The organism is Streptomyces sp. NPDC025806 (genome assembly GCF_055558275.1).
Window position 1 is genome coordinate 186505 of the sequence record NZ_JBVHMU010000015.1, and the last position, 21361, is coordinate 207865.

Annotated in this window: 27 protein-coding genes and 1 pseudogene; all 28 read left to right on the plus strand. The window is 71.4% G+C overall.

The features are described 5' to 3' along the window. Nucleotides 1-52 precede the first annotated feature (52 nt). Nucleotides 53-274 (plus strand): hypothetical protein, encoded by a 222-nt coding sequence (locus ACZ4E1_RS29910; protein ID WP_467545353.1) that lies wholly within the window; start codon nucleotides 53-55, stop codon nucleotides 272-274. 188 nt (nucleotides 275-462) lie between these two features. Then, nucleotides 463-1605 (plus strand): AAA family ATPase, encoded by a 1143-nt coding sequence (locus tag ACZ4E1_RS29915; RefSeq protein WP_467545355.1) that lies wholly within the window; start codon nucleotides 463-465, stop codon nucleotides 1603-1605. Next, nucleotides 1602-3401: a hypothetical protein gene (locus ACZ4E1_RS29920; RefSeq protein WP_467545274.1), complete on the plus strand. Its 1800-nt coding sequence runs from the start codon at nucleotides 1602-1604 to the stop codon at nucleotides 3399-3401. The genes ACZ4E1_RS29915 and ACZ4E1_RS29920 overlap by 4 nt, the downstream gene beginning before the upstream one ends. Nucleotides 3402-3483: 82 nt before the next feature. Then, nucleotides 3484-3933: a hypothetical protein gene (locus tag ACZ4E1_RS29925; protein WP_467545276.1), complete on the plus strand. Its 450-nt coding sequence runs from the start codon at nucleotides 3484-3486 to the stop codon at nucleotides 3931-3933. A gap of 107 nt (nucleotides 3934-4040) precedes the next feature. After that, nucleotides 4041-4457: a hypothetical protein gene (locus tag ACZ4E1_RS29930; protein ID WP_467545278.1), complete on the plus strand. Its 417-nt coding sequence runs from the start codon at nucleotides 4041-4043 to the stop codon at nucleotides 4455-4457. Nucleotides 4458-4483: 26 nt separating this feature from the next. Beyond that, nucleotides 4484-5230, plus strand: a complete 747-nt coding sequence (locus tag ACZ4E1_RS29935) for a hypothetical protein (RefSeq protein ID WP_467545280.1) — start codon at nucleotides 4484-4486, stop codon at nucleotides 5228-5230. Beyond that, complete coding sequence (locus ACZ4E1_RS29940; RefSeq protein ID WP_467545282.1) at nucleotides 5227-6144, plus strand: hypothetical protein; 918 nt, start codon at nucleotides 5227-5229, stop codon at nucleotides 6142-6144. The genes ACZ4E1_RS29935 and ACZ4E1_RS29940 overlap by 4 nt, the downstream gene beginning before the upstream one ends. 12 nt (nucleotides 6145-6156) lie before the next feature. Continuing rightward, nucleotides 6157-6867, plus strand: coding sequence for a hypothetical protein (locus tag ACZ4E1_RS29945; protein WP_467545284.1), 711 nt, complete (start codon nucleotides 6157-6159; stop codon nucleotides 6865-6867). 26 nt (nucleotides 6868-6893) lie between these two features. Then, nucleotides 6894-7652, plus strand: a complete 759-nt coding sequence (locus ACZ4E1_RS29950; RefSeq protein WP_467545286.1) for a hypothetical protein — start codon at nucleotides 6894-6896, stop codon at nucleotides 7650-7652. Continuing rightward, the gene (locus ACZ4E1_RS29955; RefSeq protein WP_467545289.1) at nucleotides 7649-7861 is read left to right on the plus strand and encodes a hypothetical protein; all 213 of its coding nucleotides are present in this window, start codon (nucleotides 7649-7651) and stop codon (nucleotides 7859-7861) included. Before ACZ4E1_RS29950 ends, ACZ4E1_RS29955 begins: the two co-directional genes overlap by 4 nt. Then, on the plus strand, nucleotides 7858-8220 hold the full coding sequence (locus ACZ4E1_RS29960; protein WP_467545291.1) for a hypothetical protein: 363 nt from the start codon (nucleotides 7858-7860) through the stop codon (nucleotides 8218-8220). Before ACZ4E1_RS29955 ends, ACZ4E1_RS29960 begins: the two co-directional genes overlap by 4 nt. Nucleotides 8221-8243: 23 nt before the next feature. Beyond that, entirely contained in the window at nucleotides 8244-8507 is a 264-nt protein-coding gene (locus tag ACZ4E1_RS29965; protein ID WP_467545295.1) for a hypothetical protein, read from the plus strand. A 29-nt stretch (nucleotides 8508-8536) separates the two neighbouring features. Next, nucleotides 8537-8926, plus strand: coding sequence for a hypothetical protein (locus tag ACZ4E1_RS29970; protein WP_467545296.1), 390 nt, complete (start codon nucleotides 8537-8539; stop codon nucleotides 8924-8926). Then, nucleotides 8923-9729: an SPDY domain-containing protein gene (locus ACZ4E1_RS29975; protein WP_467545299.1), complete on the plus strand. Its 807-nt coding sequence runs from the start codon at nucleotides 8923-8925 to the stop codon at nucleotides 9727-9729. Before ACZ4E1_RS29970 ends, ACZ4E1_RS29975 begins: the two co-directional genes overlap by 4 nt. Before the next feature lie 139 nt (nucleotides 9730-9868). After that, on the plus strand, nucleotides 9869-10228 hold the full coding sequence (locus ACZ4E1_RS29980; RefSeq protein ID WP_467545301.1) for a hypothetical protein: 360 nt from the start codon (nucleotides 9869-9871) through the stop codon (nucleotides 10226-10228). 157 nt (nucleotides 10229-10385) lie between these two features. Then, nucleotides 10386-10979, plus strand: coding sequence for a hypothetical protein (locus ACZ4E1_RS29985; RefSeq protein WP_467545304.1), 594 nt, complete (start codon nucleotides 10386-10388; stop codon nucleotides 10977-10979). A gap of 5 nt (nucleotides 10980-10984) precedes the next feature. Continuing rightward, nucleotides 10985-11773, plus strand: a complete 789-nt coding sequence (locus ACZ4E1_RS29990; RefSeq protein WP_467545306.1) for an SPDY domain-containing protein — start codon at nucleotides 10985-10987, stop codon at nucleotides 11771-11773. A gap of 37 nt (nucleotides 11774-11810) precedes the next feature. Then, nucleotides 11811-13598: a type IV secretory system conjugative DNA transfer family protein gene (locus ACZ4E1_RS29995; RefSeq protein WP_467545309.1), complete on the plus strand. Its 1788-nt coding sequence runs from the start codon at nucleotides 11811-11813 to the stop codon at nucleotides 13596-13598. Nucleotides 13599-13659: 61 nt separating this feature from the next. Continuing rightward, complete coding sequence (locus ACZ4E1_RS30000) at nucleotides 13660-13935, plus strand: hypothetical protein (RefSeq protein WP_467545312.1); 276 nt, start codon at nucleotides 13660-13662, stop codon at nucleotides 13933-13935. Further along, nucleotides 13932-14693, plus strand: coding sequence for a hypothetical protein (locus tag ACZ4E1_RS30005; RefSeq protein ID WP_467545314.1), 762 nt, complete (start codon nucleotides 13932-13934; stop codon nucleotides 14691-14693). The genes ACZ4E1_RS30000 and ACZ4E1_RS30005 overlap by 4 nt, the downstream gene beginning before the upstream one ends. A 71-nt stretch (nucleotides 14694-14764) precedes the next feature. Continuing rightward, the gene (locus ACZ4E1_RS30010) at nucleotides 14765-15568 is read left to right on the plus strand and encodes a hypothetical protein (protein WP_467545316.1); all 804 of its coding nucleotides are present in this window, start codon (nucleotides 14765-14767) and stop codon (nucleotides 15566-15568) included. Between the two features lie 196 nt (nucleotides 15569-15764). Continuing rightward, nucleotides 15765-16316 carry a DUF317 domain-containing protein gene (locus tag ACZ4E1_RS30015; RefSeq protein WP_467545319.1) on the plus strand — a complete coding sequence of 184 codons (552 nt, stop codon included), beginning with the start codon at nucleotides 15765-15767 and terminating at the stop codon, nucleotides 16314-16316. 12 nt (nucleotides 16317-16328) lie between these two features. Next, entirely contained in the window at nucleotides 16329-17126 is a 798-nt protein-coding gene (trpA, locus tag ACZ4E1_RS30020; protein WP_467545357.1) for a tryptophan synthase subunit alpha, read from the plus strand. A gap of 19 nt (nucleotides 17127-17145) precedes the next feature. Further along, nucleotides 17146-17529 carry a hypothetical protein gene (locus ACZ4E1_RS30025; RefSeq protein ID WP_467545322.1) on the plus strand — a complete coding sequence of 128 codons (384 nt, stop codon included), beginning with the start codon at nucleotides 17146-17148 and terminating at the stop codon, nucleotides 17527-17529. A 141-nt stretch (nucleotides 17530-17670) separates the two neighbouring features. Continuing rightward, nucleotides 17671-18543 (plus strand): adenine nucleotide alpha hydrolase family protein, encoded by an 873-nt coding sequence (locus ACZ4E1_RS30030; RefSeq protein ID WP_467545359.1) that lies wholly within the window; start codon nucleotides 17671-17673, stop codon nucleotides 18541-18543. Then, the gene (locus ACZ4E1_RS30035; protein ID WP_467545361.1) at nucleotides 18543-19805 is read left to right on the plus strand and encodes a DNA cytosine methyltransferase; all 1263 of its coding nucleotides are present in this window, start codon (nucleotides 18543-18545) and stop codon (nucleotides 19803-19805) included. The genes ACZ4E1_RS30030 and ACZ4E1_RS30035 overlap by 1 nt, the downstream gene beginning before the upstream one ends. After that, the gene (locus ACZ4E1_RS30040; protein ID WP_467545325.1) at nucleotides 19805-20920 is read left to right on the plus strand and encodes a DnaB-like helicase N-terminal domain-containing protein; all 1116 of its coding nucleotides are present in this window, start codon (nucleotides 19805-19807) and stop codon (nucleotides 20918-20920) included. The genes ACZ4E1_RS30035 and ACZ4E1_RS30040 overlap by 1 nt, the downstream gene beginning before the upstream one ends. A gap of 55 nt (nucleotides 20921-20975) precedes the next feature. After that, a pseudogene (locus ACZ4E1_RS30045) lies at nucleotides 20976-21361 on the plus strand (DUF317 domain-containing protein); the annotation flags it as partial.

The following is a 21361-nucleotide window of genomic DNA, read 5'->3' on the forward strand; positions in this document are numbered from 1 at the left end:
CGCCACCACCGATAGGAGACCCGCCTTGCCTGAAGCACCAGCAGAACCGTTCATACCGATCCGGCACACCAACACCGGCGAGATCACCACCACCGGCTACAACGCCGCCGCCCGGCGGATCCTGCTCCAGTCCGGCTTCGAAGAGACGCCAGACAGCTCCTGCCCGGCGACGGACCCCGGCACAGAGCGGAAGCACGGGCCTGCTCCGCAGCCGGCGAGCTGCTCGTCGCCGGCCACCCCGTACACCTGGACCGAGTCCCCGGCCAGCCGGTGAGCGCCGACGGTACGCCCCGGTTGGCCCGGTCGCCGATGCCGGCACAGCCCGTGATCCGCTCCGAGAGCGGCCGGCCTATCCAGCGCATCGCCAACCCCGCCCGCACCTGTTGAAGGATCCTCGTTTTGACCACACCCGGATCGCCTGCCAGTCCAGCGCGCACCAAGGGCGGCGAACTACGGGCCAAGGTGGCCCGACTGCTGGCCGACCGCCCGGCGGACACGCTCACCATCGGGGACATGGCCAGGCAGCTGGGCCACTCCCACGGCGCCGTCCGCAACGCCGCCCTCACCCTGGTGCGACGCGGCGAGGCCGACCAAGGAGGAACCGGGCAACCGGAGTTCCGCGCGAACGCGAAAACCGCCGCAGCGGCGCAGACCGCTGTGATCAGCCCACCGGGCACCCACTCCCCCCGCGCCCCGGCGGCCACGGCCCGCACGACCATTACCGCAGCAGCCCCTCCCAGGCAGACCGGCCCGATCCGCCGCGCGGGGGGCCAGCTCTACCACCCCCGGGAACTGGCCGATCTGCCCGACGTCGAGGCGCTGAACCGGCTGCGCGACGCCGACGTGCCGGTGCTGCTCTACGGCCCTCCGGGCACCGGCAAGACGAGCCTGGTCGAGGCGGCCTTCCCGGACCTGCTCACCGTCGCCGGCGACGGCGACACCACGGTCGGCGACCTGGTCGGCGAGTACACGCAGGCCGACAGCGGAGGCTATGTCTTCCAGTACGGGCCGCTGGTCACCGCGATGACCGAGGGCCGCGCCCTGCTGATCGACGATGCCACCCTGATCTCGCCGATGGTGTTGGCCGCGCTGTATCCCGCGATGGACGGGCGCAGGCAGATCCAGGTCAAGGCCCACAAGGGCGAGACCATCAAGGCCGAGCCGGGCTTCTACGTGGTGGCGGGCCACAATCCCGGCGTCCACGGAGCAGTTCTGACGGAAGCGCTGTCGAGTCGGTTCAGCGTGCAGATCCAGATCGGCACGGACTACGACCTCGCCAAGGCGCTGAGGATCGATGCCCGGGTGGTACGGGTCGCCCGACACCTCGCCCACCAGGTCGAACTCGGCGAGCTGGGCTGGGCCCCGCAGCTACGGGAGCTGCTCAGCTACCAGAAGACCGAGGCCGTCCTAGGCACCAATGCCGCGCTCGCGAACCTGGTCGGCATCGCCCCCGAGGAAGATCGCGACGCCGTCGCCGCCGCCATCGTCAAGACCGTCGGCGTCAAGAAGGTCGCGCCCCTGGCCCTCGGCAAGCAGCTCCCCGCCTCGGCCGTCCGGCAGCCCCCGGGCAGCACCGGCTCCACGCACCGGGGCCGCTCCCGATGAGCGCCCACCACCACGTCCAGTCCGCCGCCACCACGCCGGACGACGACGCCGACCTCACGCGATGGGACGACGACGGCGCCCCGCCCGCGCAACCCCGCTCCTCACCGGCCGCGTGGCTGCGCGTGGGAGCCGAACTCGGTGACCGGCTGGTCGCCCTCTCCGGACGCCAGGACCTCCTCGTCACCTGCCGCCCCGGCACGCGCAGCGGCGCACCAGCCGCGTATTTCCCCACGCTGGGCGAGGTCGAGTTCGACGCCGGCCTGTTCGCCCCGCTTCAGCCCCACGAGATCCATCCGCGGATCCTGGGCGACGAGGAGCGGTATCCCGACGCCTGGGGAGTGTTCGTCCATGAGGCCGCGCACGCTGCCCACTCCACCTGGACGGCGCCGGCCGGAACGAACCCCCGTGTCGTCGAGGCCGCCCTCCTGCTGGAGGAGAGCCGTGTCGAAGGCGCACACCTGATCACGCGGCCCACGGACCGCACCTACCTGCGCACCAGTGCCCGAACCCTGATCATGCCCGACATCGCCCACCCCACCCTCCAGGGCGTCGAGCACGCCGCCTCCGTAGCGGCCTTGATCCTCGGCCGCCGTGACGTCGGCATCCTGGACGCCGGCGAGACCCGGGCCGTCGCCGAACTGTGCGAAAAGGTGCTGGGCGCAAACCTGCTGGCCACACTCACCCGCATCTGGACCGCGGCCCACCAGTGCGCCGACCACGACGCCACGGCCATGCTCGCGCACGCTCAACAATGGTGCGACGCTCTGGACACCGCGGCCCCCGCCCTGCCCATGCCGGAGAACCTCACCGATCTGCTGTCCGGCGCCGTGGGCGTCGTCATGGACAGCACGGCAGCCACCGACGCCGCCGACCTCGCGGAACAGGCCGCAGCGACCAACGCCATGGCCACCCGGTCAAGGGCTCAGGCCAACGACCGCGCCCAGCAGGCCAGTCGGCGACGCCAGGCCGCCGCCACCGCGAGGTCCGTCTTCAACTCCGGCGGTGCCACCGTCAACCCCGACGGTACAGCGGCGCCCTACAGCAACCCGGTCACCGGCACCCGCAGGCCCACCGCCGCCGAGCAGAGCGCCGCCTCCCGCCTGAGCCGCGCCCTGCGCTCCGCCGCCTACCGCGAACGGACCGAGGAGCGAACCACCAGCCCCACCCCGCCCGGCCGCCTCAACATGGGCCGTGCCCTCGCCCGCGACGCCCAGCGCGCCGCCGGATCGATACCGACTGCAGAGCCATTCACCCAGACCCGCCGCCGGAACTCCCCCACCCCGCCGTTGCGGGTGGGGATCGCAGTAGATGTCTCCGGCTCCATGCGTGCCGCCTGCGCACCCGTCGCATCCGCCGCCTGGATCGTGGCACGCGCAGCAGCCCTGACCGACCCCGACTCCCGCACCGCCACCATCGCCTACGACACGCATCTGACCGCACTGACCCGACCCACCCACCGGGCACCGGAGCGCGTGACAACGTTCGGTGCCAACGGCAGCAGTCACAACCTCGCCAACGCCCTGGACGCGCTCGATCACGGCCTCGAACTCAGCCGCCCCGGCGCCGGCCGCCTCCTCGTCATCGTCACCGACGCCGTCTACACCCCCGACGAAACCGCTCAAGCCGTCACCCGCGTCGAGCGGCTCACGGCCGCCGGCTGTGCCGTACTCCAGCTCACCCTCACCGCGAAGTCCCGCCACTTGCCGGGGACCACGTTGCTGCACCTTCCCCGGCCCTCCAGCGCTCCCGCCGCCATCGCCAAGGCGGCCACAGACGCCATCCGCAGGACTCGCTGAGACGACCCAGAAGACAGAAAGCAGGAACAACCACGTGGCAGTCCGTACCGCCTGGAAAATCGTCCACAGTTGTGGACACGAAGTGACGCACAACCTGTCCAACCGCCCCGCCGACCGGCGCGCCGGATTCGCCCGCTGGCTCGAAGGCCGCGACTGCACCGACTGCTGGAAGGCCGCGCGCGATTCCGACACGGAATCCAAGGAAACCTGGCTCGCCGCCAAGCGCGCCGAGGAGCAGCAGGCCGCCCGCGACTGGGCCGAGCAGTTCGACATGCCGCCGCTCGAAGGGCCCGAGAAGGCCCTCGACTGGGGCGAGCGCTCCCGTCACCAGCTCGTCACCACCGCGTACAGCACGCTGGTGAGCGAGGGCACCTGGGACGAGGCCGACTGGGCCGTCCTCGAAGACAAGATCCGCACCATCGCCCGCGCCGGCTGGTGGATAGACCAGCGCGACGCTGAGGGCGCGGACCTGCCCGAACTCCTGGACGCCGCCGCATCCGACGACATCGGAACGGAGAACCCGTTCCGGTAGGACACGGGGCTGCATACCCGACGATCCCCGGTTACCGAAACCGGGGATCATCCGGATCCTTGTTCCTCCCACCGCCTCCCCGCGTGCCTCGTGGAAGGACCCCTGCTGTGCCCGCATCCCGCCATCCGCATGCCCCGGGTGACATCGTCACTCCCTCCCGGGACATCACCCACGCCCACTTCCGGCCCGGCGACCAGGTCGTCATCCTCAAGGGCACCTCCGGCAGCGAGCTGTGGGGCGACGCCTACAAGGTCGTCACCCCCTCGTGGCACACCCCGACCGACGAGGACGGCTGGCGCCTGTACGACCCGGCCGGCGGCGAGCGCACCTACATCACCGCGCACCCGCGCTACCTCGTCCACCTCTCCAGCCGCTGCCCGGACTGCCTCATCTACCAGCAGGCGCTGCGCACTTACCTGCTCCCGCGCCTCGCCGACGCCGAGGAAGACGTCGACTGCGGCTGGTACTCGACAACCCACCTCAACCAGGTGGTCCACGTCGCCGACGCCCGGGGCGGCCAGTGACCTACACATCTGAACCGGAGCGCGCCGTGGCCCTCTCCCGTGCGGCGTCGGCCGCGATCGAGGAGATCACCGGCAGCGAGTGGCCGGTGCGTCTGGCCGAGGCCCTGCGCGAACTGGAGGCGACCTGGCAGGAGTCGACCGAAGTGTGCGCCGACGTCGCATGGCAGGCCCGCGCAGCCAAGAACAGCGTGCTGGACCTGCTCGCCCCCGAGCACGTGACCGACTCCAGCGCCGACCCGGTGATCTGGCAGACGTACCGGCACCTCTACCTCAGCACGCTGCGCTTCGACTTCCGCTGCCACACCCTGGAAGCGCTCATGCACAAAGTGCCGGTGAGCGTGCTGAACGAGGACCCGTACAGCGAGGCCCTGTACGCCTTCTCGCGGTTGGGGCAATCCCGCCCGGACGGCCTGGCCGTCATGGACCGCGCACTCGTCGCCTCCGACGGCCACCCCAAGACCGTTCACGTCCTGCTGCACGGCGTGTGGCTGGGCAGCCTGCTGCCCGGACGAGCAGCCCTGCTGCTGGCCCTCGTGGGGCTGCTCCCCGAGGGCGGACTGAACGACCCGATCGCGCTGTTCCGGATGGCCTCGGCCCGGCGCAGCCTGGGCCAGTACCCCGAAGCACTCACCGCCATCGTCCACGCCCTGGATCTGCTGCCGCCCGGTGATCCGGCCGTTCAGGCCGACCTGGTCCGTGAGCACGCGCTCATCACCACCGCGTACGACCTCAGCAAGCGCGCCAGCGCGAATCGGAACACCACCCACTCATGATCATTCGCATTCACGAGCGAGGCATTGACCCCAACGAAGCGGTCGCCGAGGCTCTGGGCCGACCGGTCAGCACCGAGGAAGAGCTGACCGATCACACGGTGGTCGCCCACTGGCCGGGGCTGGATGCCTACACGCTCGACGACGAGGAGCGGACCTGGACCTCGGCCGACTGGGCCGAGCACCTGGACGATGCGATCTGGCAGCACCCGTTCGCGGCCAGCCCCCAGGGCGACCGCCGCGCCATCTGGCACGCGACGGCGCGCCTGCACCCGGACGACCGCGACCTCACCCGCCCGGAGTGGGCCGAGATCGCCCACCGGATCGCCCGCGCCGCAGACGTCCAGCACCCCGGAGACGAGCACGGCTGCCGGTGGATCGCCGTTCAGGCGCAGCCCGGCCGTATCGACCTGCTCGCCAACCTCATTCGAGCCGACGGCACATGGGCTTCACGCTGGTTGGACCCGTCGCGTCTGGCCGCCGAGAGCCGGCGTCTGGAGACCGAGCTGGGGCTGATCTCGCCCACGCCGGGCGACGGCCCGGATCCGCAGCAGGCCGCCCGTTTCGCACAACGCGCCCGGCCGACGTTTGCCATTGACGCCACCGCTCAACTCGCCGGGCTGCTGCGGCAACTGGCCGATGAGAACTCCGGGCCGCTGTCTACCGTTCGCGGTCTCGTCGAGCACGCGGCCTACCGTCTCGACCGCCTGCCCGCCGGGCACGGTCCCGACAGCGCACACCAGCTGGAGCTGATCGCCCGACGCCTCCATGGCATCCAGCAGGACCTCGACTCCGTGGCCACTGCTCTGCCTGCCGCCCGTCAGGCATCCCCCGCTCGGCCAACGCCCCCTTCACCGCCGGTGGTTGCCCCACCCGCTCCGCCTGGCCCTACCCGGCGCGCCCACCGATCCGTTTGAAAGAACACCTTCTTGGCCCTTGCCGACCGACACCTGACCCTGGGGCGCGACGAGCACTCCGGGGAAGTCCTCGCCCGCGGCGGAGATCCCGAAGCCCACAGCATCCTTCAGCGCACCGGCTTCATCCCCGTCATCCGCCTCCACGAGACCTATCACCGCCTGCCCGTCGGCCTCGACGAAGCCGAGGAGCAACGTCTCGCCACCCGCGCCGTCGCCCGGCTCCGCGCCGTCAACTACGGCGTCGACACCGACGACGCCTTCGACACCGAGACACGCGAGCCGCACTACCTGCCGCTCGGCGCACAGGTCGCCCACCTCGCCGAGCGGATCCGCGACGCCACCACCAGCAACGAGGTCGCCGACGTCCTGACCGAACTGACCGCCTCCCACGACGGCGTCCTCATCACCCTGCGCGAGGTGCTCGCGGCCACCGCCGCCTTCTACCAAGACCTCGGCCAACCATCCGATCCGCACACCGCAAAGCAGTTGCAGTACCTCGCCGAACACCGACTCGGCGTCCTGTGGTCCGACCTCACGCACATGCGCAACGACCTCGCCGACCGGCACCAGGACCATCCCCACCGCCGCGCATGCACCGCCGAGGTCAGCCCGGACGAACGCGAAGCATCCGCCGTCTGCGCCTGCCCGCCACCTCCGCCGCACCTGGCCACCAGCCCCGTCGCCATGCCCGCCGCGACCGCCCCGGCACGCCCACGACGCTGACCCGCCCCTTCCCCTCCGAGGAGCCCATGCACGACCCCACCCCCGACACCAGCCTCGCCTCGTTCGCCACCATCCTGGCCGGCGAACTGCCCGGCGCCTGGACCAGCACGTACCACCCCGACCGCGGAGGCGACAACGACCACGGCGCCCTCACCGACCGCGTATGGGACATGAACGACGTCGCCGACGCCCTCGCCAAGCACGCCGTAGACCACTGCGCCGTACTGCAACGCCACGACGGCACCCGCCTGTTCGTCGCCGACCCGATCGGGCACGGCGACGGCTATCTGATCGCCGCCCTCGCCCCCGACGACGCACCGGACGAGGCATTCCGTGGCGTACGCGAGCCCGACGGAATCACGGTCGACGCCGATCCGTTCCGCGCGGCCGAGCACATCGCCCAGGACCTGCTGCCCCGGTACTACGCAGCCCTCGCCCAGGTCCACGACAACGTCGCCCGGCCCGCGGCACCGCAGCACGCGGAGTCCGAACGCGTCGTGATGACCTGGTCCGGTGAAGCCATCGTCGTCGACCAGCCCGACCGTGCGGACATCACCGAGGCGCTGACCGAGAACGGCTTCGTCTTCGCCCCGGACCGCAACGTCTTCGTGCTGTCCGGGGACGACACCGCCCATCAGGCCGCCGCCGTGCGCGCCACCGGAGAGCGTCTGTCCGCGCTGGGCATCGACACCGTACTGCGTCATCCGCAGACCCGGCCGGCCCTGGGCACCACGCCCGTCTCGCCACCGAGCCCGACCGTCGCTTCCCCTCACCGGGGCCGATGACCCCCGGCAATGAGGCCACGAAGAAGCAGCCCGCCACCCATGCGGTGCCCTGGCCCCACAAGGCCGGATACGTCATCCACATCGACGACGACGTCTGGGATCCCGTCGCCTCCACCGCCGCCGTAACAGCCCGGCTCCCTCGCAATGCCCCCACCCCGCCGCCCGCTGTGCGTGCCGCGGAACGTCCGGCAGGAGCACGCCGCCCGTGAGCCTCGCCGACGAGTACACCGTCGACGTCACCTTCTACCACCGCGACGGAACGATCTACGTCGACACCCGCACCGGTGCCCCCGAGCCGCTCCTGGCGCTGCTCGACGATCTCGGGCTCACCCGGCACCAGGACTTGGGCGACGTCTGGCATCAAGTCCCCGACGAGATGGACGAGATCGCCATGAAGTCGTTGTCCGACCGGGCCGCGCCCCTGCTGGCCCGTGCCGGATACACCGTCGACATCGGCGCCGGGCTCTTCGGCGGCACCGCTTACCGCGCCGCCCTCGCCGAACACGCAGCCCGCCGACAGCCACCGCCTCCCGCGCCTCACCCGGTCCGATCGCGCCGTACACGCTGACCACCCGCCAGCCGCCGGCCTCGGTGATTGCCGGGGCCGGCCCCCTCACCTCCCAGGAGCCTTCCGTCCCTCACGAACTCGCCCGCACGCCTCCGCCGATCACGGCCAGCCGCAAGCCCCGCCTGGCCGCTGCTCTGTTCCGCCGCTACCTGCGCGCCGTCACCGTCGGCAGCCGGGAGCGCACCATCCCCCTGGCGGGCGGACGCCCCGAAGCAGCTCTCGACGAAGCGCGCCGCCTCGATGCGCCCCTCCTCGCCGGCAGCTACCGAATCCGCCACCACGACTAGCACCTAGAACCGGCCTGTTCAGGAGGCCCATGACCGACTCGCCCCTCCCTTCCATACAGCTGGCCGGCGCCATCACCTCTCAGCTCGGCCAGCTTCGCCGCCACCTCGCCCTCGCGCCGCCGCGCGAGGCAGCACAGATCCTCGCCCACGTCCTGGACTACGACACCGGACTCCTCGGCGAGGTCACCGAACTCGTCTCCACCGGCTCGCGTTTCGCGAGGGTCAACTCCGAGCGCGGCATGCTGCCGCCCGAGGTCTGGCTCGCGCTGGGCCGCGCCGCCAACGAACTCAACAGCGTGGGCGTCGACCTCACCGAACACACCGGCGCCATCCAGAAGGTCGCCGCACCCGCCGTCGAGTCCAGCGGCCCCACCGCTGCGCCGGTCGCCTCCGCGATGGTCGCCAGGCGGCACCGGTGAAGAAGAACAAGCAGTGGTCCGGCTGGGGTCCCACAGGTCAGCAGGCCCAGCAGCACTACCTCGTCGAGCCCCGCCACCTCGCCGGCGGCGGCGACCTGCGCCACGTCACCGAGTACCTGCGTGCCTCCGGGTGGAAGGACAAGTCCAAGGCCGGCGGCCCCGTCGCGTTCGACAGCCCCGACAAGTCCGTGCGCATCGGCTACGACCCCTACACCCAGCCCGGCGGCTGGACCATCAGCGGGAAGCAGACCAAGACGCAGGAAGCGTGGCACGCCACCCTCGGCAGGCAGGTACCCGTCGAGATCGTGGCCGGGTTCACCGACGCACTGACCCGTCCGCGCTCGGCGCATGCCCCCAACGTGTGGGCGCCGCTTGAGGCCCAGGGCTGGGAGACCGAACGCGGGCAGCACTTCACCGCGCGCAGCCCGGACGGCGACGCCGTGCTCCGCTTCCACCAGTCCTCCCCCGGACAGGCGCACTGGTGGGCCGGGGCCCGCAATGAACACGGCCGGGTGTGGGAGGCAATGTTCACCCCGACCACTCCGATGCACCTCGTGCAGGCGTTCAGCACCGCGCTCGCCGATCCGCAGCCGGCGATGCGGCCCCTCGGGCATGTGCCGCCCTCGCAGAGGATCCGCACCACCTCCGTGTCCGTGCTGCCCTCGCAGCTCAGCGCATGGCAGCAGGCCCGGATCACCGCGGCCCGCGCCGCCACCTGGGCCAGCAACACCTTCGCCACCAACAAAGCACGCCCTCATGCTCCCGGAGCACGTCCGTACGCCAAGGCCGGGCGGATGCGATGAGCCATGAGAGCGTCCACTCCCTGGCCAGCGGCCCCTCCAGACACCACCAGCCCCAGGGGCGCCACGCAACAGGAACCGTCGCTGCCTCGGTTCCAGACCCGCAGAACCCTCCACTCCCCCCCTCCACACAAGGACGTTGATGCCCCACTCCTCTGTTCCGGGCGATGAGCAGATCGCGCAGGCGACAGGAACCCTGGCTGAGGTCAAGGACTACCTGCGCACCGACCCGCCCCTGTCCGATGCACTGCCGCTGCTCGCCCATCTCCTCGACGAGGACACCGGCGTCCCCATCCTCCTCGGCGACATCCTGCGCAGCGCAGCACGCCTCGTCGCCCAGCAGTCCACCAGCCCCAAGACCAACGAGATCCACCTGATCGTCGAGGGGCTCCGGGAAGCCGCCCAGGACGCCACCGACCTGCACGTCCTGCACGTCCTGCACTGGGACGTACAGCGCCTGAACAGGCACGCGTCAGACCCCGCCGGCCCACCGGCGTCGTGACAGCCCGCAAGGCCCGCCGCAACGCCGCACTCCCCACCCAGCCACCGGCGCCCGCCGCCGAGGTGGCCACGCCCGGGCCTCGCAGCCGCTGACCCGTGCGGAGCGGCCCAGGCCCGCTCCGCACACCTCTCACAACTCCCCGTTTTAAGGCCCCTTCTTGACCATCTCACTCGAACCCGGGAGCCCGGCGCACCGGCTCTATCTGAGCCAGCTCGCTATCTACCTGCGGCACAGCCGGCAGATCCTCGCCGCCTGGGACCACTACTCCGCCCGGCACTGCGACCCCGAGACATTCCAGCCGTACGACGAGAACACCTACAGCCTGCGCCAGCAGAAGCGCGACGCCGACACCCTGTCCGCGTTCGGCCGGGTCTACTACCACGCCGACGAACTCGTGGATGTCGCCGAGCGACAGCTCGCCCTGCTGTCCCCTTCCGACCGGACCCGGCGCTACGCGTGGCAGGTCCGAGAACTTCGCGATGCCACGCAGCGCCTCTACGCGGTCCAGGACGACTGGCTCGCGGTCCGCGACACACTGCCCGCCAGCGCCCGGCCCGGCACGAAGGCGTACGAGGAGCCGCTCGCCGAAAGCTACGCGGAAGCCTGGCACTACCTCGACCAATGGTCGATCCACGGCCAGGCGCTCTTCGCCGTCAACGCGCTCGCAGAACGGCAGTCACGAGCCGCAGGCCGCACAGCGGCCGTCGCGCCCCCGGCGCCCGCCACCGATGCTGTTGCGGTTCGGCGGTGACGCCCGTGACCGAGTCCATCGAGCAAGCCTTCGTCACACCGCGGTACCTGGCCGGCGCCGGTGACCCGTCCTGGGTCACCGTGCCGCTGCACCGCGCCTGCGGCTGGAGCAGCGCCGAGGACCCGCTGATGCCGCGCGTCATCCTGACCAGCCCCGACCAGCTGGCCCAGCTGCGGATCGATCCGAGTCCGAACCCGGGCGAGCCCTGGTGGAGCATCCGTCACGCCCGCGTTGCTGACGCTCGGCCCTGGTCGATCACCTTCGACGCACAGACTCCGGTCGAGATCATCGCCGCAGTCACCGACGCCCTCACCCACCCCGGCACCCCCTCTCCCGTACCGGACGACCTGTACGCACCCCTGCGCGCCGTCGACTGGCATGCGCCGCGGATTCACGACGGGTTCACCTCACCCCAGGGCATGTCCTCGGGCGACGGGCTGGCGCGCGTGGACCGCGTCCTCGACGACGGCCACACCGCCGGCTGGGTCGTGGAGACGTCGGTGCATCATCTGCCCGCTCTGTGGCGCGCGTATGTCGACGGCAACGCCCCTGCGCACCTGGTCTCAGCGCTCTTCCACGCCCTCGCGGACACGACACCGATCATGCGTGCCCCGCATCACCTCCCGCAGGAGGCGACAACGAGGGGAACCGTCACCGTCCGGCCGGTACCCGCCGAGACGGTCGCCTTCGCCCTGGAACACCGCACGACGGCCCTCGCGCAGCGGCGCACCCCACCCGCCGCCGAGGCCACTACCGCACTCCCGCCCGCGTACCGGCCGCGCCGCACCCGCTGAACCGCCCGCCGCGCCCCCACTTCCCTGGAACAGCCCCTTGCCCCAGACCAACTCCAACAGCGATGGCTACGACATAGCCTTCCGCGTCCTGGGCATCGCCCTGGCCATCGCCGTCCCCCTGGCCAACCTGGCCTGGCTCGGCGGCAATGTCACCGCCTGGACGACCGATTCCCAAACCGCGCCCTACGAGCCTGTTCAGGCCCTGCTGCATCCCGACCGGCTGTGGCCCGACCTGAACGAAACGTCTCTTCTCCTCGGCGCACGCGTCCTGCCCGTCGCCGCATTCGTCGCGCTCGGTATCGGCGCCGCCCTGCTCTACAAGCGGTACCGAGGCGGCGGCAGCGGGCACAGGAAGCGCGTCACCGGCATGGCGAAGCAGAAGGACATCGAGCCGCTGATGTCCAAGGCCATCACCGACAAGGCGCGCTCGCTGCGCCCGAGCTTGAAGGACGCCAGGCACATCGACGCGGCCGACACCGGGATCCTCCTCGGCAACCTCCAGGGCACGAAACACGAGGTGCGCATGGGGTACGAGGACGTCGCTGTCGCGATCATGGCGCCCCGCTCGGGCAAGACCACCTCGCTGGCCATCCCCTCCATCCTCAATGCGCCCGGCCCGGTCCTGCTCACGTCCAACAAGGCGGCAGGCGACGCCTACACCGCGACCCTCGACGCGCGAGCGGCCGTCGGCCGGACCTGGTCGATGGACCCGCAGCAGATCGCCCACGCAGAGCGGGCCATGTGGTGGAACCCCCTTGCCGACGCCAAGACCCTCGACGGCGCCGGCCGGTTGGCCGGCCACTTCCTCGCCGCCTCTGTGGATGCGAGCCAGCAGGGCGACTTCTGGTCCAAGGCCGGGTCGAACATCTTGAGCCAGCTCTTCCTGGCCGCCGCGCTCGCCGAGCGGCCGATCACCGACGTGATGGCGTGGCTCGCCTTCCCCGCCGACCGGACCCCGCTCGACATCCTGCGCGACCACGGGTTCGCCGCGGTCGCCGCCCAGCTCAAGGGAACCGTCGAGGGCCCGCCGGAGACTCGCGACGGTATCTACGAGACAGCCCGACAGTACGCCGCCGCACTCCTCAACACAGAGATCGCCGCGTGGGTGACGCCGCAGAAGGACGTGCCGGAGTTCACGCCGTCCGCGTTCGTCACCTCGACGGACACGCTCTACCTGCTGTCGAAGGACGGCGGAGGAGGAGCCTCGGCCCTCATCGCCGCGTGTGCGGACAGCGTGATGCGGGCCGCGACCGCGCAAGCCGAACGCGCCGGCGGCCGCCTGGACCCGCCGATGCTCGCGATCCTCGACGAGGCCGCGAACGTCTGCAAAATCTCCGACCTGCCCGACCTGTACAGCCACTTGGGCTCGCGCGGCATCATCCCGATCACCATCCTGCAGTCCTACCGGCAGGGCCAGAAGGTCTGGGGGGACGCGGGCATGGACGCCATGTGGTCCGCCTCCACCATCAAGGTCATCGGCTCGGGCATCGACGACCCCGACTTCGCCGACAAGCTGTCCCGCCTGATCGGCGACCACGACGTCGAGACGACTTCCACCTCCACCTCTGAGTCCGGCAAGTCCACCTCCGTGTCCATGCGCCAGGAACGCATCCTGGCCGCCGACGCCATCCGCGCCCTGCCCAAGGGCACCGCGCTCGCGTTCGCGACCGGCATGCGCGCCGCCATGCTCGACCTGCGCCCCTGGTACCTCGAGCCCGGCGCCGACGAACTCTCCGCCGCCTCTGCCCGCGCCTCCAAGGGCATCACCGCCCGCGCCATCGCCAAGGCTGCCCAGGCGCAGTCCGACTTCGGGCCCGCCGCATAGCACGCCGGCCTCCTTACCCCCTTCTCTGCGCATCATCCGTCAGCCCACCTGGAAACCGCCTATGACACAGGTCCACGAAGTCCCCGACGACTGGAACCCCGACCATCGCTGTTGCCTCGAATGCGGCAACAGCGACCCCGACGTCGCCCTGCGGGCCATCACCCATCCCGCGACGAACCAGCAGGCGCTCGCCTGCACCCGGCACCTGGCGGCCGTCGCCGCCGTCCTCGATTCCTTCGCGCCCGCGACGCACACCGTGCCCGAACAGGGGCCGCAGTCCGCCACCACGCCGACGGCGCCCTCCGCACCCGCTGCTCGTCACCGCTCTCGCCTATGACCCCCTCACTCACCGACGCCGCACTGTTCGAAGTGCCGCCACCGCCGACGCCCGTCGAGCGGCTGCTGCACCTGGCCGATCAGTACACCCAGTACAACGACGCGCTCGATCTCCTTCTGCGCGCCACCGACCCGCCCTCCGATGCGCACGCTGCCTCCGCGCAGCAGCTGGTGACCGACACCCAGTCCGCCATCAAGGCGATCCAGGGCGAACGGCTCTACGGGAGCGCGGAGTTGACCGAGATGGTGATGCGGCTGAAGCAGCTTGCCTTCCTCGCCCGCGCGTCGGCCGACCTCTGCGTCGCAACAGCTCGCGAACTGACCGCGCTGGCCCCGGAGGCAGCTGTCGGCTGCGCCGTGACGCTGGCCGCCGAGACCCGGCGGCGCCGTTCGGCCAGCACGCCGGCGCCCGACGACCGACTGAGCGCCGTTCAGCGCTCGGCTCTGACCGAGATCGCCTGCGGACGCGTCGTGGCGAGCAGCTCTCTGGGGCGCGAGTTCACCCGCTCCCGCGAGCCCAAGGTGCTGATGAGCACCCTGCGCCCCCTGGAGGTGAAGGGCCTGACGGCGAGGACCGCCGGCACCGCGCCCGCCGCCTATGTCGGCGGCCCGCCCCTGGACCGCGTGCGCCTCACCTCGGCCGGCATCACCGCCCTCGCCTCCGTCATCGACGCGCCTGCGGCCAGGCCGAGCACCGCGCCTGGCACCACGCCCCGACCTCTGCCTGCCACCGCGCAGGCCGCCGCGCGAGGCCGCTGAACCCTCACTGGAGTTATCCCATCCCCACACCCCTGCTCGACCTGAACGAACAAGTCGGCCAACTGCGCCAGTTGGCCCGCGACTTCGAAGCCCTCAAGGCGCGCGTACGCGACATCTCCTACACGCCCGGCACGGACGCGCTGCGCCAGATCAGCCCCTTGCTCCTCCAGGCTCAGGACCTCACCGCCACCGCCCTGGTGCGCCTGAAGGCACTCGACCACAGCACGTACGCCAACAGCGCCGGCAGCCGGGCGAGCCTGGAGCTTCTGGCCTCGGTCGTGTCCTCGTCGTCGCTCGCCGGCACCGACCTGGCCCACGTCGTTCTCGCCAACCCGTACGCGGGCGCGCAGTTCGCCGGCTACCCGGCCGACGATGCGGCGGTGCGCACCGCCCGTCACGCCGAGGCCATCCCGAGGATGCGCGGGCACCTCGACGACGCCGTGCACCAGCTCGGCCTGTGCGCGACCGGCTGCCACCACCTCGCCCACGGCATCGCCGAAGACCTGGCCACCGCGCCGCAGCACAAGCCGGCGGTCAATCAGCAGACGACGGGTCCCGCGCTCACTCCCGCCCAGTACGACGCCCTCGCCGCACTGACCGGCGGCGGTCGCCTTTATGAGACCTCGACCCGCGGTCTGGGTCTGACGCGCGTCGCGACCGATGGCGGCACTCGCGTCTCCCTCGCCACCTTCCGGGCCCTGGAAAAGCGCGGGCTCGTCACTACCGACACCGGCACCTCCCTGCTCATCGGGCAGAAGATCACTGTCACTGAGCTGGGCCAGCAGGCCCTGACCCAGCCGCGCCCCCGCGCCGCGCTCACGACCAGCGTGGCCGCCGCGCCCAAGGCCGCGGTCGTGCAGAAGGCTCACCGGTGACCGCGTACGCGTCCGATGACCGGGTCCTGGTCTCCCCGCGGTACATGGCGGGCGCCGGCGACCGGCTCGCCGACGCGCTCGGCCCCCTCATCCATCTCTTCGGCTGGCCCGCACAGCACGACGCCGCCACCGGACACGTCACGATCGACAGCTCCGACGGCAGCGTGTTCTGCGACGTCGACCCGCCTCTCGGTCAGTGGTGGACGATTACCACCATGAGCCGTACTGGGAAGTGCAGTTCAGTCGGCAGACGCCTCTGGAGGCCGTCGCCGCCGTCACACAGGCTCTGCCGCAAATCCTCGGCGACACCCGGCACGCCGAGCGCATCCCGATCACGGACATGCCCCTGGACCAGCTCGCGGCGCTCAACGGCTGGTCCGTCGAAGACGGCGTGTGGGCCTCGCCCGACTGGTGCTGCCAACTGCTCCACGCGCCCGACGGGAACATCGCCTGGCGGGCCGAGCACGCCTTCTTCGAGAAGCAGCCGCTGGCCACCTTCACGCGCGATGTCCCCGAGGGCCTCGTGCGGAACTTCTTCGCCTACCTGGCTACACCCGCAGCGGTCGAGCGGACCTTCGCCGATGTGCCCCTCAGCACACGGTACGAGCACAGCCACCTGTTCGCCCCGGTCCGCGGGGCCGCGATCAGCCCTCATGCCGATCACGCCCTCGCGCAGCTCGCCCGCCCCGCCGTAGCTGGCCATCCCCTCGGCCGGCCGTCGGCTGACCTGCGACGACCCGCCTACTGAGAAGGACACATCCTGGCCACCGCCACCCGCCTCCACACGCTCCTCGCCCAGCCCCAGTGCGCGCTCGGGGTGTTCATCCCGGCCGGCGTGCATCAGCCGGATGTCCAGCGACGCCAGCTCGACCATCTCGCCCAGGCCGGGGCCGACCTGTTCGAAATCGGCCTGCCCTGCGCGAACCCGGTCCTCGACGGCCGCCTCATCCGGTCCGCCTACCACCGTGCCCTGTTCAAGGGGGACGTCATCGACCGCACCATACGTGCCGTGGCACATGCCGCGTCGCTGCGGCCGACGGTGGTCATGACCTACTGGGACCCCGTCCGCCGCCACGGCCCCGCACACCTGGCTGGCCTGCTCGCCGACGCGGGCGCTTCGGGAATCATGGTCGTCGACCTTCCTCACCACGAGACGCTCCGCTGGCACCACACCGCCCACGACGCCGGCCTGCTCACGCCGCACCTTGTCCCGCGCGCAACTGCGGATGCCGACCTCCCTGCCGCCATCGAGGGAGCGTCCGGCTGGCTCTACGCTCCCGCAAGCACCGGCCCCACCGGCTTCCAGGGACCCCTCGACCTGCCGGCCCTCGACTTCTTCACCCAGCGACTGCGCGCCGCGAGCCCACTGCCCGTGGTCTCGGGCGTGGGCATCTCCAGCCCCGACCTCGCGGCCCGCGTGGCGCCCCTGACAGACGCCATCGTCATCGGCACGCCCATCGTCCGGGCCCTGCTGCCGGACCCGGCCCCGGCCGCAGCCGTGACGGCCTCGTTCGCCCAGGCCCTGCACACCCGGATCGGCGTGGCACCCGATGCCTGATTCCTCCAGCCCCCATGAGGTGCTTGATCAGATCGCGGCCGGCGCGCGCGCCCTTCAGCAGTCCCTGCGCCACACCCCCATCGGCTGCGCCCGGGCCCTGACCACCCGGTCCGTCGAGGCACAAGCGCTCGCAGCTGCCGCGCTCCAGCTCTTCCTCGACCTGGAGCAGGAGCCGCCGCACGACCCGTCCGCGCACCTGGTCCTCCTCGGCCGTGTGGCACGCACCGCCAAGGCCGCCCAGGACGCGAGCGCGGAACTGACCGCCGCCCTGGCGCGTGCCGTCGAGAACCAGCAGCGCCGTGCCGACGCCGCAACGGCATCGCCGGTACTCCTGCGGCCCACGCCGCAGCAGTTCGTCACCTCGGCCGCCGACCTCCTCGACGCGTGCCACGCACCGCGCTGAAACCACTCCCCTCCGCCCACCGCGCCCGTGCCGCCGGCGCGGGAGGCGCCCTTCCGTTCCTCACGCCCTCCAGGACCAACCATCACCGAACAGCCCCAGTTCCGCGCCCTGTCCCTGGGCGCCGGAGTCCAGTCCAGCGCCCTGCTCGCCCTGTCAGCCGAAGGCGTCCTTCCCAAGGTCGACTACGCGATCTTCGCCGACACCGGATGGGAACCGAGCGCCGTGTACGCGCACCTCGACCGCCTGGAGCGCGAGGTAGCCGCCCCGGCCGGCATCCCCGTCCTGCGCGTGTCTGCCGGCAACATCCGCGACGACGCGCTCGACCCGCACCACCGGTTCGCGTCCATGCCGCTCTACATCCTCAACCAGGACGGCAAGGCCGGGATGACCCGGCGGCAGTGCACGGGTGAGTACAAGATCAAACCGATAAAACGACAAGTCCGCGAACTCCTCGGCTACCCCTACCCCGCCCGTATCCCGCGCGAGGTGTTCGTCGAGCAGTGGGTCGGCATCTCCACCGACGAGTTCCACCGTGCCAAGGACGCGGACGTGAAGTACATGCGCAACCGGCACCCGCTCATCGACATGGGCTGGTCGCGCGCCGACTGCGTCCGCTATCTGTCCTCGCTGGGGCTCGCCGACACCCCGAAGTCGTCCTGCCTGGGCTGCCCGTTCCACGGCAACGCGCAGTGGCGCCACATCCGCGACACCTCCCTCCAGGAGTGGGCGGACGTGGTGGCCTTCGACGCCGCCATCCGCCAGGGCAACGCCCGCGCCAACGCGGCAGGCAACCGCCTGCTCGGCCAAGCCTTCCTGCACCGCTCCCGTGTGCCCCTGGCCGAGGCGCCCATCGATCACGTCACCGCCGCCGAGTGGGCCGCCCGGCAGCAGGACCTGGGCAGCGACGAAGACGCCACAGCGCTGGAAGAGGGCGCCACCGACGGATGCTCGCCCTGGGCCTGCCGCGGCGACGCGGATGCCCTGGCCCGCGACGACTTCGGGCTGGCCACGTGATCGTGCTCGACCTGTTCGCCGGGCCCGGCGGGTGGAGCCACGCGCTGACCGTCCTCGGCGTACGCGACATCGGCCTGGAATGGGACGAGTGGGCGTGCAAGACCCGCGCCGCAGCAGGCCAGTTGACCATCCGCACCGACGTCGCCGCCTACCCGATCTGGCCGTTCCTCGGAAAGACGACCGGGCTCATCGCCAGCCCGCCCTGTCAGGCGTGGTCAATGGCCGGCAAACGCCTCGGGCTCGTCGACCAGCCCCTGGTCCACCAGGCCGTCGCCGACCTCGCCACCGGCCACGACACCCGCGAACGGTTGCTGGCCGCCTGCCGGGACGAGCGCTCCCTGCTGGCCGCGGAACCCATGCGCTACCTCCACGCCCTCAACCAGCACGGCCAGCCCGAGTGGATCGCCATGGAGGAGGTGCCCGACGTCCTGCCGCTGTGGCGCCAGTACGCCGCGATCCTGCGCGGCTGGGGCTTCTCCGTGTGGACCGGGATCCTGAACGCGGCGGACTACGGGGTACCGCAGACCCGCCGTCGGGCGATCCTGCTCGCCTCACGCACCCGGACCGCCGAACCGCCGCCGCCCACCCACGCAAGGGTCGCCGAGCCGGAGACGTTGTTCGGGCCGGGACGCGCGCAGTGGGTGTCGATGGCCGAAGCCCTCGGCTGGGGTGCCACCGACCGCCCCGTGCCGACCGTCTGTGCCGGCGGCGGGCCGGGAGGCGGTCCGGAGCCCTTCCCGTCCGGGTCCCGCAAGACGCTCAGCGACGCGCGCGACCGCGGAACCTGGAAGCCCCACAGCGGCGTGGTCCTGCAGTCCCGCCGTGAAGGAGCGGGGTGGACTGCCCGCCACGGGGCGAGAGAGGACCGGCCCTCCCACGCGCTCGCGCCGACGTTCACCGGGGAGGCACACCGGTGGTCGTGGTCGCTGCGCAGCAACAACCAGTCCAACGCGACCATCCGATCGGTCCAGGAGCCGGCCGGCACGCTGTTCTTCGGTCACCGCGCAAACGAATGCGTCTGGGTCGCCGAGCCCCAACCCAGCGACCCCAACGAACAGCAGCCTGCGCCCGAGTCCATCCGGATCACGGCCGAAGAAGCAGGGGTGCTGCAGACGTTCCCCGCCGACTATCCCTGGGCTGGCAACAAGGGCCAGGTATTCGGCCAGATCGGCAACGCCGTCCCACCCCGCCTCGCAGCCCACCTCCTGGCCCCGCACCTGGGCAAGACCCTTTGTCCCGACGACTTCACTCTGGCCGCCTGATGCCTCACCGACCCGACCCGCACTGGGACGACCTGGACGACGTGCCGGCGCCACGCCCCGTGCACTACGCCGAGCAGTCCCTTCTCGGCGCGCTCCTCCTCGAACCCCACCGGATCGCCGACATCGACGCCCTGCACCCCGACCACTTCAGCAACCACACGCACGGGGCCCTCTGGCAATCGATGCGCACGCTGCCCCATCCCGCCCCGGACACACACCGCACCAGCCCCGAGTGGCTGAACACCGTGCTCGATGAGGCACGCCCACACGCTCCCGGGCTCACCGCCTCCTATCTCCACACCCTCATCCAGGTCTGCCCCTGGCCCAAGCACGCGCCCACGTACGCACGGATGATCCGGGCCGATCACGCACGGCGCACGCTGCTCATGCATGCCGAGCGCCTCGCCCAAACCTCCGCCGACACCACGCTGCCCAACCCGGCCGCCACCACCCTGGCTCAGGCCGACACACTCGCACAGTTCCTGGACGCGCTCGCCGGACAGTTCGCCCCGCACCCCGGTTCCCTGCCGCGCACCATGGTGCCGGCCACCCCTGCCGGACGTCCCGGCGAGGAAGCCCTCGATGAGGAACGCCTCCTCCTCGCCGCGGCCACCGCGCACCCCGTCGAGCTGAAGGAGATGCGCTGGCTGCAGCCCGACGACTTCACCCTGCCCCTGCACGCCGCCCTCTGGCAGTGCCTGACCGCCCTGGTCCGCAACGGGGAACCCGTGGACTGCGTCACCGTGCTCTGGGAAGCCCAGCACCGCGGCCTTCTCACCGACGGACTCTCCCCCGGCGGCCTCCTCGACCTGATCTCCACTCCCGCAGGCTCCCCCGAGTATTGGGGTGAGCGAGTCCTTCAACGCGCCCTGCTGGCCCGCGCCTTCGACGTCGGAACGCGCATCTCCGCCTACGCCCAGGACCCGGCCAACACCCCGCACCAACTGGTCACCGGCAGCCGACGCGCCCTGGCCGACCTCACCACCCTGCGAACCCGCTGGCACCGCAGCACCAGCCCTCCGACACCGGCAGCTCGCCAACCACCCAGCCCGGCTGCCTCACGGGCCGGCCCACCGCCCCGAGCCACCGCAGTCAGCACCCGAACACTCCGATGAACCCACCCGCTCCGGCCGGCCCCACGCCGACCGGAGTCGCGAAACGAGAACTGAATTGCCGCACCCCGAAGCAGACCCGCACCTCCGCCTCGACCTGCTCGACGGCCGCCCTGGCGCCGTCACCGCCACCATCACTGGCACTCCCACCCTCGCTGTGCGAGCCCTGCTCGCCCTTCACGGCTTCGAGCCCCTCGACGACACGACGATGGTCATGGCACGCATCGACCGCGAGGAACCCCACTACGCCGAACAGGCCGCACGCGCGCTGCGCGCCGAAGGCGTCACCGTAGACATCACGCCCCAGCTGCGCGAAGAGATCGACACCGAATGGACATGGGCCAACTACCCCATGCCCTGGTGCTCGCGTGAGGAAATCCGCGAGGTCTCAGCCGACGCGCAGAAGATCTACGACGACATCCGTCACGGCCGCCTCATCATCCA